We start from the raw sequence: 14,399 nt of genomic DNA, 5'->3' as shown, positions 1-14,399 counted from the left end.
GGGGTGAACCAGTTGAAGTCCCGCGCGTCCCTCGTCCACGCCGACGGTGCACCGGCCGGTGCGGCCGCCCTGCCCGGCAGGCTCTCCGAAGAGCTCCGGGCCGAGCTGATCGCCTTCCGCCGCGACCTCCACATGCACCCGGAACTCGGCAACCAGGAGTTCCGCACCACCGCCGCCCTCAAGGCCCGGCTGGAACGGGCCGGGCTCGCCCCCCGCGTGCTCTCCGTCGGCACCGGTCTGATGTGCGACGTGGGGCAGTGGGACGGCGAGACGCCGATGCTGGCCCTGCGCGCGGACATCGACGCGCTGCCCATCCCGGACGTGAAGACGGGCGTGCCCTACCGCTCCACCGTCCCCGACCGGGCGCACGCCTGCGGCCACGACGTACACACCACCACGGTCCTCGGCGCCGGACTGGTCCTCGCCGAACTCGACCGCCGGGGCGAACTCCCGCACGCGGTCCGTCTGATCTTCCAGCCCGCCGAGGAGGTGCTGCCCGGCGGCGCCACCGACGCCATCGAGTCCGGCGTCCTGGAGGGTGTCGGCCGGATCATCGGCGTGCACTGCGACCCCAAGGTCGACGTCGGCAAGATCGGGCTGCGGGTCGGGGCCATCACCTCCGCCTGCGACCGGCTGGAGATCACGCTGGACGGGCCCGGCGGCCACACCGCGCGCCCGCACCTCACCACGGACCTGGTCACCGCCGCCGCCCGGGTGGCCGTGGACGTGCCCGCGCTGCTCGCCCGCCGGGTGGACGCGCGCGCCGGTCTCGCCGTCACCTGGGGCCGGCTGCAGACCGGGCACGCCTGCAACGTCATCCCGCAGCACGCGGAAATGTCCGGGACGGTCCGCTGCCTCGACCTCGACGCCTGGCGGGACGCCCCCGACCTGGTGCACGCGGCCGTGGACGAGGTCGCCGGGACGCACGGGGCCAAGACCGCCATCACCTACGTCCGGGGCGTGCCGCCCGTCGTCAACGAGGCGGCCTCCGTCGGGCTGCTCGACGCCGCGATGACCGAGCGGCGCGGACCGTACTCCATCGAGGACACCACGCAGAGCCTGGGCGGCGAGGACTTCTCCTGGTACCTGGAGAAGGTGCCGGGGGCCATGGCCCGGCTCGGCGTGCGGGCGCCCGGGGACACCCGCGGCCTGGACCTGCACCGGGGCGATTTCGACGTCGACGAGGAGGCCATCACCGTCGGGGTGGAGCTGTTCACCGCCGCGGCGCTGCTCAACGGCGCGCGGTAGCCGTCCGCGCCGGCCGGGGGGACGCGCGGTCCGCGTCGTGTCCCCCTTCCGGATTTCCGGCTCGTCACCCCCTGATGTCCTCCGGAAGTCCCCGGTGGGCCCCCGGGCCGGTCAGGGGGACCCGCGCCCGAAATATGGCGGAGTGTCAGCTGGTGCGGTGTGACGGAACCACTTCACGTCGATCCGATAACGACTGGTGAACAGGTCTTTAACTGACATCTACGCGCGTTACGATCGCCGCGAACCCAGCGCCGGAGTGGCGCTTTCGGTCAGGTTTTTAAGGAGCCTCCCAGTGCGCCGGATCACCAGGATCGCCACCGTGGGCATCGCGTCCGCGGCTTTCGCGCTCTCCGTCACGGCTTGTGGCGGTAAGACCTCCTCCGAGGGCAGCAGCGACAGCAGCAGCAGCAGCTCGTCCTCCAGCGGCAAGGCCGCCCTCGCCTACGACATCGGTGGCCGCGGCGACCAGTCGTTCAACGACGCCGCCTACGCGGGCCTGGAGAAGGCCTCGAAGGAGCTCGGCTTCAAGGGGGTCGAGGCGGAGCCCTCCGAGGGCGAGAGCGACGCGGACAAGATCCAGCGCCTGACGGAGCTCGCGCGCGGCGGCAACAACCCGGTCATCGGCGTCGGCTTCGTCTACGCCAGCGCCATCGCCGAGGTCGCCGCGAAGTTCCCGGACACCACGTTCGGCATCATCGACGACAGCTCGAAGCCCACGAAGAACACCGCCAACCTGGTGTTCAACGAGGAGCAGGGCTCCTACCTGGCCGGCGTCGCCGCCGCCAAGGTCACCAAGACCAACACGGTCGGCTTCATCGGTGGTGTCGAGACCCCGCTGATCAAGAAGTTCGAGGCCGGTTACGTCCAGGGCGTCAAGGACACCAAGGCCGGCGTCAACGTCAAGGTCCAGTACCTGACGCAGCCGCCGGACTTCACGGGCTTCTCCAAGCCCGACCTCGGCAAGGCCGCCGCGCAGGGCCAGCTCGACGCGGGCGCCGACGTGATCTACTCGGCCGCCGGTCTCGCGGGCTCCGGTGCCATCGAGGTCACCGCCAAGGCGAACAAGTGGGCCATCGGCGTCGACTCCGACCAGTACAACCAGGCCGGCCTCGCCGACTACAAGGACCACATCCTGACGTCGGTCACCAAGGACGTCGCCGACTCGGTCTTCAACCTGATCAAGTCGGTCAAGGACGGCAAGCCCCAGTCCGGCGAGATCCGCGCCGGCCTGGCCACGGACGGCGTCGGCCTGGCGACCTCCAACCCCGCCTTCACCGGCATGAAGGACGTCACCGCCGCGATCGAGAAGGCGAAGGCCGACATCATCGCCGGCACGATCACCGTCAAGACCGCCCCGTAACCACCCCGTCCCCGGGGGCCGGCGCCCGGCGCCGCCCCCGCGGACGCGGTCGTACGTACCCGGACGCGGAACCCTATGATTCCGGGACCGGGGGGAACGGCACACCGCCGCCTCCCCGGCCCGGATCGCGTTCCGCCGTCCGGATCTTTCTATTCGGCAACGCTACGCGTGTAGAGCACCCTCGGGCGCGGTAGCTTCGCCCCGGCCCCTGCTGGTACGGCCCCGTCAACCCGGTCGGCCGTGCTCCGCTCCTTTCCCGCCAAGGAGAGTGCGTCATCACCGCGTCCAGCCCTCCTGCCGTAGAAATCCGCGGCATCACCAAGCGCTTCCCCGGCGTCGTCGCCAACCACGACATCGACATCACCGTCGCCAAGGGCACCGTCCACGCGCTCATCGGCGAGAACGGCGCCGGCAAGTCGACCCTGATGAAGATCCTGTACGGCATGCAGAAGCCGGACGAGGGCACCATCGCGGTGGACGGGGAGACCGTCACCTTCGCCGGCCCCGCCGACGCCATCGCGCGCGGGGTGGGCATGGTCCACCAGCACTTCATGCTCGCCGACAACCTCTCCGTACTGGAGAACGTCGTCCTCGGCGCGGAGAAGCTGCACGGCATCGGCGGCGCGGCCCGGAGCAAGATCCTGGAGATCTCCGACGCGTACGGGCTCGGCGTCCGCCCCGACGTCCTCGTCGAGGAGCTCGGCGTCGCCGACCGGCAGCGCGTGGAGATCCTCAAGGTCCTCTACCGCGGCGCCCGCACCCTCATCCTCGACGAGCCCACCGCGGTCCTCGTCCCCCAGGAGGTCGACGCGCTCTTCGACAACCTCCGGGAGCTCAAGGCCGAGGGCCTGACCGTCATCTTCATCTCGCACAAGCTCGGCGAGGTGCTCTCCGTGGCCGACGAGATCACCGTCATCCGCCGGGGCACCACCGTCGGCACCGCCGACCCGCGCACCGCCACCACCAAGCAGCTCGCCGAGCTGATGGTCGGCAGCGAGCTGCCCTCGCCGGAGACCCGCGAGTCGACCGTCACCGACGTGCCCATGCTCACCGTCGACGCACTGCGGCTCACCGCGACCGACTCCGACGGCCTGGTCCGCGAGGTCCTCGACGACATCGGCTTCACCATCCACAAGGGTGAGGTCCTCGGCATCGCCGGCGTCGAGGGCAACGGCCAGAGCGAACTGATCGAGGCGCTCACCGGTCTGCGCGACCCCGACGGCGGCACCATCACCCTGGACGGCGCGGACATCTCGCACGCCTCGACCCGCAAGCGCCGCGAAGGCGGCCTCGGCGTCATCCCCGAGGACCGGCACCGCCACGGCCTGCTGCTGGAATCCCCGCTCTGGGAGAACCGCATCCTCGGCCACGTCACCGAGAAGCCCAACAGCCGGGGCGTCTTCCTCGACCTGAAGGCGGCCCGCACCGACACCGAGCGGATCGTGCGCGAGTACGACGTCCGTACCCCCGGTATCGACGTCACCGCGGCCTCGCTCTCCGGCGGCAACCAGCAGAAGCTGATCGTCGGCCGCGAGATGAGCCACAAGCCGAAGCTGCTCATCGCCGCGCACCCCACCCGGGGCGTGGACGTGGGCGCGCAGGCGCAGATCTGGGACCAGATCCGCGAGGCGCGCCGCGAGGGCCTCGCGGTGCTCCTCATCTCGGCCGACCTGGACGAACTGATCGGCCTGTCCGACACGCTGCGCGTCATGTACCGCGGCCGCCTGGTCGCGGACGCCGACCCCGCGAGCATCACGCCGGAGGAGCTGGGCACCGCCATGACCGGCGCGGCCTCCGGCCACATCGCGCACGACGACACCATCGCGCACGACGAGAACGGTGAGAGCCGATGAAGAAGTTCGACAGGGACCGGCTGCTCCTGGGCGTCGCCGGTCCGGCGCTCGCCCTGGTGGTGGCGTTCCTGCTCACCGCGGTGGTGCTGCTGCTCTCCGGCAACAGCCCCTTCGAGCCGTTCCGGCTGATGTTCGAGAACGCCGAGTACGTCGACGTACAGGTGCTGATCGTCAACCAGACCGGCACCTACTACCTCGCCGCGCTCGCCGTCGCGATCGGGTTCCGGATGAACCTGTTCAACATCGGTGTCGACGGGCAGTACCGGCTCGCCGCGATGGTGGCCGCCGTCGTCGGCGCCTCGGTGACCCTGCCCGGACCGCTGCACATCCTGCTGATCCTGATCACCGCCATGGCGGTCGGCGCCTTCTGGTCCGGCATCGCCGGTGTGCTCAAGATGATGCGGGGCGTCAGCGAGGTCGTCTCCACGATCATGCTGAACGCCATCGCGACCAGCCTGATCGCCTGGCTGATCCTGACGGACAACTTCGGCGTCCAGCCGACCGGCTCCAACGACCTCAACACCGGCGAGATCGCCTCCTCCGGCTGGTTCCCCGGCCTGGACGCCGGTGACGGCGGCACGATCTACGGCTTCACCTTCGTCGCCTTCGCCCTCGGCGTCGTCTACTGGTTCACGCTGGGCCGCACCCGCTTCGGCTTCGACCTGCGCGCCACCGGTGCCAGCGAGAGCGCCGCCCGGGCCAGCGGTGTGGACGCCAAGAAGATGGTGCTGACGGCCATGCTGATCTCCGGCGCGGTCGCCGGTCTGGTCGGCATGCCGATCCTGCTCGGCCAGAGCCACACCTACAACCTCAGCTTCCCCGCCGGGGTCGGCTTCATGGGCATCACCGTCGCCCTGCTGGGCCGCAACAACCCGGTCGGCATGTTCTTCGCGGCCCTGCTGATGTCGTTCCTGGAGAAGACCTCGGCCTCCCTGGACCAGTACGGGTACCCGCAGGAAATCGCCATGATCATGCAGGGACTGATCGTGATCTCCGTCGTCGTCTCCTACGAACTTGTCCGCCAGTACGGGCTCCGCCGACAGCAGCAGAAGGTCGGCGAGGAACTCGCCGCCCAGGCCCGCGAGAACCGTGAGGGAGCAGCGGCATGAGCACCGTCCCGACGACGTCCACCGCCACCACCGCGCCCGGGAAGGGCGGCGGCCGGCGCAGGCTGAGCCTGCCGGTCGTCCTCTTGATCGCCGCGGCCGGTCTGGCGCTGTTCTCGCTGACCCGCGTGATCAGCGGGGCGAACGACCTGACCTCCATCGGCCAGGTGTCCGGCGCGCTCCAGCTCGCCGTCCCGATCGGCCTCGCCGGACTCGGCGGCCTGTGGGCCGAACGCGCCGGTGTCGTCAACATCGGCCTCGAAGGCATGATGATCCTCGGCACCTGGTTCGGCGCCTGGGCCGGCTACCAGTGGGGCCCGTGGACCGGCGTCCTGATGGGCATCGTGGGCGGCGCCCTCGGGGGCCTGCTGCACGCCGTGATGACCGTGACGTTCAAGGTCAACCACATCGTCTCCGGTGTGGCGATCAACATCCTCGCCGTGGGCGTCACCCGCTACCTGTCGAACTACACCTTCGCCGAGGCGGAGGGCGGCTCCTCCAAGCAGTCCCCCCGCATCGGCGAGATCACCGACATCACGGTCCCCGGGCTCTCGGACTGGATGGCCGACCTCCAGGCCCACCACTGGTTCTTCGTCTCCGACCTCGCGGGCATCATCGGCGGTGTGGTCACCCACCTCTCGCTGCTGACCGTGGTGGCGATCGCGCTGATCCCCGCCACCTGGTGGGTGCTCTGGCGCACCGCCTTCGGGCTGCGGCTCCGCTCCTGCGGTGAGAACCCGGTGGCCGCCGAGTCGCTCGGCGTCAACGTCTACACGTACAAGTACATCGCCGTCGCCGTCTCGGGCGCTCTCGCCGGCCTCGCGGGCGCCTTCCTCGCGATCGTCTCCACCGGCATCTACCAGGAGGGCCAGACCGGCGGCCGCGGTTACATCGGTCTCGCCGCGATGATCTTCGGCAACTGGATGCCCGGCGGCATGGCGCTCGGCGCCGGCCTCTTCGGCTTCACCGACAGCCTGAAGCTGCGCGGTGGCGCCGAGAACGTCCACGCGGTGCTGCTCTTCCTGGCGATCCTGCTGGTCGCCGCGGTGGTCTGGCAGCTCGTCCGGCGCCGTTGGGTCGGCGCGGCCGTCTCCGCCGTCTTCTCCGCCGCGCTCTTCGTCTGGTACGCGCTGACCGACGAGGTGCCCAGCCAGTTCGTGGACGCCGCCCCGTACGTGGCGACCCTGCTGGTCCTCGCGCTCTCCGCGCAGCGGCTGCGGATGCCGAAGGCCGACGGCGTGCCGTACTTCAAGGGCCAGGGGTCGTGACTACCCCGGTGGTGCCCGACTGGGAAGGGCTGCGGAAGGCGGCCCGGGAGGCGATGTCCCGGGCGTACGCCCCGTACTCCGCCTACCCGGTCGGCGCCGCCGCCCTGGTCGACGACGGCCGCACCGTCGCCGGCTGCAACGTCGAGAACGCCTCGTACGGCATCGGCCTCTGCGCCGAGTGCGGGCTGGTCTCCGCACTCGCGGCCACCGGCGGCGGCCGGCTCACCCACTTCACCTGCGTGGACGGGGCCGGCGAGATCCTGGTGCCGTGCGGCCGCTGCCGCCAGCTGCTGTACGAGTTCGGGGGCCCGGACCTCGTCCTGGAGACCCCGGACGGGCTGCGCACCCTCGCCGAGATGCTGCCGCAGGCCTTCGGGCCGCAGCACCTGGCCTGACCGCCTCCGAGATGGCCCTCCCGCACGTCGGGAGGGCCATCTCCTCATGCCACCTCTATGCGCGTAGAGTCGGGCGCGTCCGCCCCACGGCCGGCGCGACCCGAACCTCACGACCGAGCTCACCTGCCGGAAGGAATCCCATGGACGTCATCTCCGTCATCCGCACCAAGCGGGACCGCGGCGAACTGACCCCCGCACAGATCGACTGGGTCATCGACGCGTACACCCGCGGCGAGGTCGCGGACGAGCAGATGTCCGCCCTGGCCATGGCGATCCTGCTGAACGGCATGAACCGCGCGGAGATCGCCCGCTGGACCGCCGCGATGATCGCCTCCGGTGAGCGGATGGACTTCGCCGCGCTCTCCCGCCCCACCACCGACAAGCACTCCACCGGCGGGGTCGGCGACAAGATCACCCTGCCGCTCGCCCCGCTCGTCGCCGCCTGCGGCGCGGCCGTCCCGCAGCTCAGCGGCCGGGGCCTCGGCCACACCGGCGGCACCCTCGACAAGCTGGAGTCCATCCCCGGCTGGCGGGCCCACCTCTCCACCGAGGAGATGCTGAGCGTCCTCGACACCACCGGCGCCGTCATCTGCGCCGCCGGGGACGGTCTCGCCCCCGCCGACAAGAAGCTCTACGCGCTCCGCGACGTCACCGGCACCGTCGAGGCGATCCCGCTGATCGCCAGCTCGATCATGTCCAAGAAGATCGCCGAGGGCACCGGCGCGCTCGTCCTCGACGTCAAGGTCGGCAGCGGCGCGTTCATGAAGACGATCGAGGACGCCCGCGAACTCGCCTCCACCATGGTCGCCCTCGGCACCGACAGCGGAGTGCGCACGGTCGCCCTGCTCACCGACATGTCCACCCCGCTCGGCCTCACCGCGGGCAACGCCCTGGAGGTGCGGGAGTCCGTCGAGGTGCTCGCCGGCGGCGGCCCGAAGGACGTCGTCGACCTCACCCTGGCGCTCGCCCGCGAGATGCTGGACGCGGCGGGCCTCAAGGACGCCGATCCCCGCAAGGCGCTCGCCGACGGCTCCGCGATGGACGTCTGGCGCCGCATGATCTCCGCCCAGGGCGGCGACCCGGACGCGGAACTCCCGGTCGCCCGCGAGCGGCACGTCCTCACCGCACCCTCCTCCGGCGTGCTGACCCGGCTGGACGCCTACGACATCGGCGTCGCCGCCTGGCGCCTCGGCGCGGGCCGGGCCCGCAAGGAGGACGCGGTGCAGGCGGGGGCCGGCGTCGAACTGCACGCCAAGCCCGGCGACACCGTCACCGAGGGCCAGCCGCTGCTCACCCTCCACACGGACACCTCGGAGAAGTTCTCCTACGCCCTCGACGCCCTGCCCGCCGCCTGGGACATCGCCCCGGCCGGCACCGGCTTCACCGCGCCCCCGGTGGTGCGCGGACGCATCGCGTAACGCCGTACGGCACGGGCCGGGCGGCACGGAGCGATCCGGGCCGGCCGGCCCGTGCCGGGCGCGTACGGGAAGCGCCGCCACCGATGAGTTACGGGACGGGGCACGGTCTCATCCGGTGTGGAAGCCACGCCCCCGAGCACCCAGCCGCCCAGCCCCCGGTCGCCGGGCGGCCCGCCGCCCGAGCCGCCGGGCAGCGCACCGCCGGCCACCGGTCCGCCGGTGACCCTCGTCGTCACCGGCCGGATCACCCGCGCCCGGGTGCCGGAGCTCTGCGCCGAGCTGGAGCGGCTGCTCGCCCTGTCCGGCCGGTCCGCCGCCCCGGCCGCGTGCGACCTGGCCGGAGTGGTCCGCCCCGACCTCTCCGCCGTGGAGGCGGTCGCCCGGCTCTCCCTCACCGCCCGCCGGGCGGGCGGCGGGCCCCTGCGGCTGTGCGCCGTACCGCCCGAACTGCGCACCCTGCTGGAGCTGGTGGGGCTGGCGGACGTGATGGATCTGCCGGGGTTCGCCGACGGGCCCTGAGAGCCCTCCGGCGACCGGTCACTTCCCGTCGGCGTCCAGGCGGTCCGGCAGCCCGAAGAGCGGGAACCAGCGCGGGGTGTCCAGGAAGCAGTGCATCCCGCTGATGGCGCCGTCCTCGATGTCGATGACCTGCACCGCCCACGGCACGAACCCCGGGCCGTCCGGGTCCGGCTTGTAGTGGGCGAAGGCCGGGGTGCCGTTGGCGGCGGTGGCCACCAGCCGGGAGCCGGCGCACGCGGCGCCGACGGAGAGCATGAAGCCGGTGATGTCGTCGTGTCCCCGGAGCCAGAGGTCGAACGGCGGCATGGTCATCACGGCGTCCTCGTGGAGGAGCGCGGTGAGCGCCTTCATGTCGTACCCCTCGAAGGCGGCGACGTACCGCTCCAGGAGCTTGCGCTGTTCCTCGTCGAGCGGGTCGGTGGTGTCGGGGCCGGGGCCGCGCTCCCCGGCCTCGGTCAGGGTGGCGCGGGCCCGTTGCAGCGCGCTGTTGACCGAGGCGACGGAGGTGTCGAGCAGTTCGGCGACCTCGGCGGCCTTCCACGCGAGGACCTCGCGCAGGATCAGCACCACCCGCTGCTTGGGCGGCAGGTGCTGGAGAGCCGCCACGAAGGCGAGGCGCACCGACTCGCGCGCCACGGCCGCCTCGGCCGGGTCGGTGGGTGACGGGAGGATGCGCCCGTCCGGCATCGGTTCCAGCCAGGTGTTCTCCGGCAGCGGGTTGAGCGCCGCCCGCGCGAGCGGGGTCGGCCCGGACAGGTCGACCGGCCGGGCGCGCTTGTTGCCCGCCGTCAGCATGTCCAGACAGACGTTGGTCGCGATCCGGTACAGCCACGAGCGCAGCGACGAACGCCCCTCGAACTTCTCGAAGTTGCGCCAGGCGCGGACCATGGTGTCCTGGACCGCGTCCTCGGCCTCGAAGGCCGAGCCGAGCATCCGGTAGCAGTACCCGGTGAGCTCGACCCGGTGTCCCTCCAGCCGGCTCTCGACGCTCCCGGCCTCCGCCGCCCCGGGCGCGTCCTTCGCCGTCGTGAGATCACTCATCGTTCCACCCCTGTCGCGCCGTGGCACCGTGTCCGCCGTCAGGAAGCTACCGCAGCGCACCGACAAGCGGGCGGGAAGCGCGCAACCGCTCAGGTGCCGGGCTTGCGCCCGTACACGTGCACGTCGTCGCCGTTCCTCAGCAGCTTCCAGTACGCCTTCGCGTCCGTGGGGCGCATGTTGACGCAGCCGGCCGATCCCGGCGGGTTCCACATGGACTTGGTGACCGAGTGGAAGGCCTGGCCACCGTCGAAGAACTGCGAGTACGGCATCGAGACGTGGTAGAGCGTCGACCAGTGCTCCAGGTGGCGCCAGTAGATCTTCTTCGCGCCGGTGCGCGTCTCCGCGCCGTCGCGGCCGGTGCGCACCGGTACCGGCCCGTACACCAGCTTCGCCCCGTCCTGGATCCAGCTCAGCTGCCGGGTGAGGTCGACGCAGGCGATGCGCCCCTTGTTCGTGGGGCACTTCTTCGCCTTGTTCGGGTTCTTCCCGGCCGCCTTCTGCGCCAGCATGGTGTTCATCGTGCGCCAGGTGAGCGGCCCGGCGTAACCGATGGTGGGCGTGATCCCGTGCGTCCGCTGGAACTTCTGGGTCGCCGCGCAGTCGGCGGTGGACTGCTTGCCGTCGATCGGCCGCCCGAGGAACTTCTCGACCTGCTTCTGGTACGGCCCCCGGGACGTGGTGCACGAGGCGGCCTCGGCGGCCGTTCCCGTCGCGAGCACCAGCGCGGGGGCGGCCACCAGCCCCGCGGCCGTCAGCACCCCCGCCCGCCGCAGCCGGCTCCGTCGCCGGGCGGCCGGTGCGGCCGTGCTGCCCGGGGTACTCCTGGTCGCTGTGGTTCCTGACGCGTCTGTGCTGTCCATGTACGCCGACTCCCCTTCGTCTGCTGCGGGTTGGTCACCTGCAAGACGAGCGAAGGGGACCCGGGGTTGCCCGCGCGGACCGTTCTTCGTGGCAACGGCGTTCTCCGGGCGCCCGGTTCAGCGCGCGACGACGACGGAGGCGCGTACCGTACGGGAGTCCCGCTCGGCCCGTGCGCACCGCGAACCGTACAGCGTCACCATGGCGACGCCGGCCACCGCGAGCAGTCCGAGCCCGGCCGTGCAGGTCCAGCCGCCCGCGTGGAAGGCGACCGCGCCGAGCGTGCCGCCCGCGCTGGAGCCGAGGTAGTACGCCGACTGGTAGAGCGCCGACGCCTGGGCGCGGCCGGTGGTCGCCGTACGGCTCACCGAGGAGGAGGCGACGGCGTGGCCGGCGAAGAAGCCGGCGGTGATCAGGACCAGGCCCGGCAGCACCGCGGCCAGGTGGTCGGCGAGCGAGAGCAGCAGTCCGGCGGCGGTGGTGGCGACGGCGAGGTAGAGCGCGCCCCGGCGCCCCAGTCGGCCGACCAGGCGGCCCGCGGCGGCGGAGGAGACCGTGCCCACGAGGTAGACGAGGAAGATCGAGCCGACCACGCCCTGCGGGAGGCTGAACGGGGCCTGCACCAGCCGGTAGCCGATGGCGGTGTAGACGGCGCCGAACACCGTCATGAAGAGGCCGCCGACGAGGAAGAGCCGGCGCAGCAGCGGATCGGCCAGGTGCCCGCCGACGGCCCGCGCCAGTGCCTTCGGGTTGAGCGACCCCGGGACGAAGTGCCGGGCCCTGGGCATCAGCAACTGGAAGGCGACCGCGCATCCCACCGCGAGGAGGCCGACCGCGCCGAGCGCGACCCGCCAGCCCCAGAGCTGGGCGATCCAGCCGGTCAGGATGCGGCCGCTCATGCCGCCGATGCTGTTGCCCGCCACGAAGAGGCCGATCGCCGCGACCAGCGCCCTGGGCCGGACCTCCTCGGCCAGGAAGGCCATCGCGGAGGCCGGCAGCCCGGCCAGGGCCGCGCCCTGCAGGGCACGCAGGGCGATCAGCGTGCCGAGCGAGGGGGCGAACGGCACCAGCATGCCGAGGGTCACGGCGAGGGCCAGCGAGGCGGTCATCATCTGCCGTCGGCCGAAGCGTTCGGAGAGCGCGCTCAGCGGCAGCACGGCGAGGGCCAGCGCTCCCGTCGCGGCGGAGACCGTCCAGCTCGCCTGCCCGGCCGTGGCGCCGAAGGACGCGGAGACCGAGGGCAGCAGGGCCTGGGTGGAGTAGAGGAGGGCGAACGTCGCGACCCCGGCGGCGAAGAGCCCGAAGCTCATGCGGCGGTAGCCGGGCCGGCCGGGTTCGAGGCGTGCGTCGGCCGGGACGGCGGCCGGGGTGGCGAGGGTGTGCGGGAGGGGCTGTGCGAAGGCATCCACCGCGACGGTGGATGCCCCGGTACTGGCAGGAGGCATACCGCGACGGTAGGCCGACGGGTCTGATGCGTCCAATGCATGAAACGGTGATAATCGTTCCCATGGCGCATGACCGCAGTTCACAGCCCCGACTGTCACCGAGCAGTTACGAAGAAGACATTCGCGCGGTCCTCGCGCCGAGGCTCGCGTACTTCGAGGCGGTGGCCCGTCACGAACACGTCACCCGCGCCGCGCAGGAGCTCGGGGTGCCCCAGTCCACCCTGTCGCGGGCCATGGTCCGCCTCGAACAGGACCTGGGCGTCGCGCTGTTCGCGCGCCGGGGCCGGACGGTGGCGCTCACCCCCGCCGGACGCACCTTCCTCGGCTCCGCCGAACGCGCCCTCGCCGAGGTGGAGAAGGCCGCCGACTCCGTCCGGGCCGACGCCGACCCGGCCTCGGGCAGGGTCGCCTTCGGCTTCCTGCACACCATGGGCTCGGAGACCGTACCCGCCCTCATCCGGGCCTTCCGGGCCGACCACCCGGGCGTCCGCTTCCAGCTGGTGCAGAACTACGGCGAGGCGATGCTCGAGCGGCTGCGTGCGGGGAAACTGGACCTCTGCCTCACCTCGCCGGTCCCGGACGCGCCCGATCTGGTGGCCCGCCGGCTGGACGAGCAGCGGCTGCGGCTGGTCGTCCCCGAGGACCACCGGCTGGCCGTCCGCCGCCGGGTCCGTCTCGCGGAGGCCGCCGAGGAGACCTTCGTGACCCTGGAGCCGGGGTACGGACTGCGGCGGATCACCGACGACCTCTGCGCGGAGGCCGGGTTCGTGCCCAGGGTCGCGTTCGAGGGCGAGGAGGCGGAGACCCTGCGCGGTCTGGTCGCCGCCGGACTCGGCGTCGCCCTGCTGCCGCCCCCCGCCGTCGCCCGCCCCGGGGTCGTCGAGCTGACGGTCACCGCACCGCGCGCGGCCCGCGAGATCGGTGTGGCCTGGCTGGACGGCCACCCGGACACCCCGCCGGTGGCCGCTTTCAAGGAGTTCCTGATCTCCCGGCGCGGGCACCTGCTGCCGGACTGAGCCGAACCGGGCTCCACGGCCGCGGTGTTGCCCGACCGTCGCACGGCGCTGCTCCACGCATCCGCCACCAGGTAGGAAACCCGGGGGCGTTGAGTAGCCGCACTCAGGCGGGGCCCCGCGGCGCGCCGGAGGATGGCGGTACACCCCCGACACGAGGAGCTCCTGATGTCCGCCACCCACCCGTCCGACGGCCTCTCGCCGGGTGTCCCGTCGGCCACCGGCCGCACCGGCCGCCTGCTGCCCGCCGTTCTCGCGCCCGCCGTCGCCGCGGCGCTCGTGCTGTCCGCCCTGGGCGCCAAGGAGCCCGGCACCTGGGTACTGGAGACGGTGTGGGTCATGCTGGGGCTGCCGGTCCTGTTCCTGCTGCGCCGGCGGTTCCCGCTGAGCGGGATGCTCTGCGGACTGCTGGCCGTCCACGCCCTCGTCCTCATGGTGGGCGGGCACTACACGTACGCCGAGGTCCCGGCCGGTGACTGGGTGCGCGACCGGCTCGGCCTGGAACGCAACCCGTACGACCGCCTCGGCCACCTCATGCAGGGATTCGTGCCCGCGATCCTGGTCCGGGAACTCCTCGTCCGCACCTCGCCCCTGCGCGGCAGCCGCTGGCTCCCCCCGCTGGTCGTGTGCGCCTGCCTCGCCTTCAGCGCCGTCTTCGAGATGCTCGAGTGGCTGGCGGCCGTCACCGGCGGACAGGCCGCCGACTCGTTCCTCGCCACCCAGGGCGACGTGTGGGACACCCAGTGGGACATGTTCTGCGCGCTGATCGGCGCCGTCTTCTCCCTGCTGCTCCTCAGCCGCGCGCACGACCGCAGCCTCACCCGCCTCGCGGCGCACGGGAAGCTCTGAGCGCCGGCATTCCGCAAGGGGCCGGC

Annotated in this window: 13 protein-coding genes; 10 read left to right on the top strand and 3 right to left on the bottom strand. The window is 72.2% G+C overall.

Annotated elements, in window-relative coordinates; all coding sequences use genetic code 11:
• Nucleotides 1-12: 12 nt before the first annotated feature.
• The 8 genes from PZB77_RS11070 to PZB77_RS11035 all read left to right on the top strand — a co-directional run bounded on the left by PZB77_RS11070 (nt 13) and on the right by PZB77_RS11035 (nt 9,167).
• The gene (locus PZB77_RS11070) at nt 13-1,248 is read left to right on the top strand and encodes an amidohydrolase (RefSeq protein WP_275496012.1); all 1,236 of its coding nucleotides are present in this window, start codon (nt 13-15) and stop codon (nt 1,246-1,248) included.
• Between the two features lie 292 nt (nt 1,249-1,540).
• On the top strand, nt 1,541-2,608 hold the full coding sequence (locus PZB77_RS11065; RefSeq protein ID WP_275492406.1) for a BMP family ABC transporter substrate-binding protein: 1,068 nt from the start codon (nt 1,541-1,543) through the stop codon (nt 2,606-2,608).
• Between the two features lie 275 nt (nt 2,609-2,883).
• A complete protein-coding gene (locus PZB77_RS11060; RefSeq protein WP_275496011.1) occupies nt 2,884-4,461 on the top strand; it encodes an ABC transporter ATP-binding protein in 1,578 nt (525 codons plus the stop codon).
• The gene (locus tag PZB77_RS11055) at nt 4,458-5,570 is read left to right on the top strand and encodes an ABC transporter permease (RefSeq protein ID WP_275492405.1); all 1,113 of its coding nucleotides are present in this window, start codon (nt 4,458-4,460) and stop codon (nt 5,568-5,570) included. The genes PZB77_RS11060 and PZB77_RS11055 overlap by 4 nt, the downstream gene beginning before the upstream one ends.
• The gene (locus PZB77_RS11050) at nt 5,567-6,835 is read left to right on the top strand and encodes an ABC transporter permease (RefSeq protein WP_275492404.1); all 1,269 of its coding nucleotides are present in this window, start codon (nt 5,567-5,569) and stop codon (nt 6,833-6,835) included. The genes PZB77_RS11055 and PZB77_RS11050 overlap by 4 nt, the downstream gene beginning before the upstream one ends.
• Nucleotides 6,832-7,230, top strand: a complete 399-nt coding sequence (locus tag PZB77_RS11045; RefSeq protein WP_275492403.1) for a cytidine deaminase — start codon at nt 6,832-6,834, stop codon at nt 7,228-7,230. The genes PZB77_RS11050 and PZB77_RS11045 overlap by 4 nt, the downstream gene beginning before the upstream one ends.
• A gap of 140 nt (nt 7,231-7,370) precedes the next feature.
• Nucleotides 7,371-8,648 carry a thymidine phosphorylase gene (locus PZB77_RS11040; protein WP_275492402.1) on the top strand — a complete coding sequence of 426 codons (1,278 nt, stop codon included), beginning with the start codon at nt 7,371-7,373 and terminating at the stop codon, nt 8,646-8,648.
• A 117-nt stretch (nt 8,649-8,765) separates the two neighbouring features.
• Nucleotides 8,766-9,167, top strand: coding sequence for an STAS domain-containing protein (locus PZB77_RS11035; protein WP_327268462.1), 402 nt, complete (start codon nt 8,766-8,768; stop codon nt 9,165-9,167).
• An 18-nt stretch (nt 9,168-9,185) separates the two neighbouring features.
• On the opposite strand, the gene PZB77_RS11030 is transcribed toward PZB77_RS11035, so the two are convergent.
• The 3 genes from PZB77_RS11030 to PZB77_RS11020 all read right to left on the bottom strand — a co-directional run bounded on the left by PZB77_RS11030 (nt 9,186) and on the right by PZB77_RS11020 (nt 12,511).
• Complete coding sequence (locus PZB77_RS11030; protein ID WP_275492401.1) at nt 9,186-10,208, bottom strand: sigma-70 family RNA polymerase sigma factor; 1,023 nt, start codon at nt 10,206-10,208, stop codon at nt 9,186-9,188.
• A gap of 89 nt (nt 10,209-10,297) precedes the next feature.
• Nucleotides 10,298-10,981 (bottom strand): L,D-transpeptidase, encoded by a 684-nt coding sequence (locus PZB77_RS11025; protein ID WP_275496009.1) that lies wholly within the window; start codon nt 10,979-10,981, stop codon nt 10,298-10,300.
• Nucleotides 10,982-11,185: 204 nt separating this feature from the next.
• The gene (locus tag PZB77_RS11020; protein WP_275492400.1) at nt 11,186-12,511 is read right to left on the bottom strand and encodes an MFS transporter; all 1,326 of its coding nucleotides are present in this window, start codon (nt 12,509-12,511) and stop codon (nt 11,186-11,188) included.
• Between the two features lie 62 nt (nt 12,512-12,573).
• Here PZB77_RS11020 and PZB77_RS11015 point away from each other — a divergent pair, with 62 nt between their 5' ends.
• Entirely contained in the window at nt 12,574-13,527 is a 954-nt protein-coding gene (locus PZB77_RS11015) for a LysR family transcriptional regulator (protein WP_275492399.1), read from the top strand.
• A gap of 165 nt (nt 13,528-13,692) precedes the next feature.
• Entirely contained in the window at nt 13,693-14,373 is a 681-nt protein-coding gene (locus tag PZB77_RS11010) for a DUF2238 domain-containing protein (protein ID WP_275492398.1), read from the top strand.
• Nucleotides 14,374-14,399: the final 26 nt, after the last annotated feature.

Source organism: Streptomyces sp. AM 2-1-1, assembly GCF_029167645.1.
Taxonomy (GTDB): Bacteria; Actinomycetota; Actinomycetes; order Streptomycetales; family Streptomycetaceae; genus Streptomyces.
Note: the sequence above shows the minus strand (reverse complement) of the source record. Positions and strands in the feature narration are given on the sequence as shown.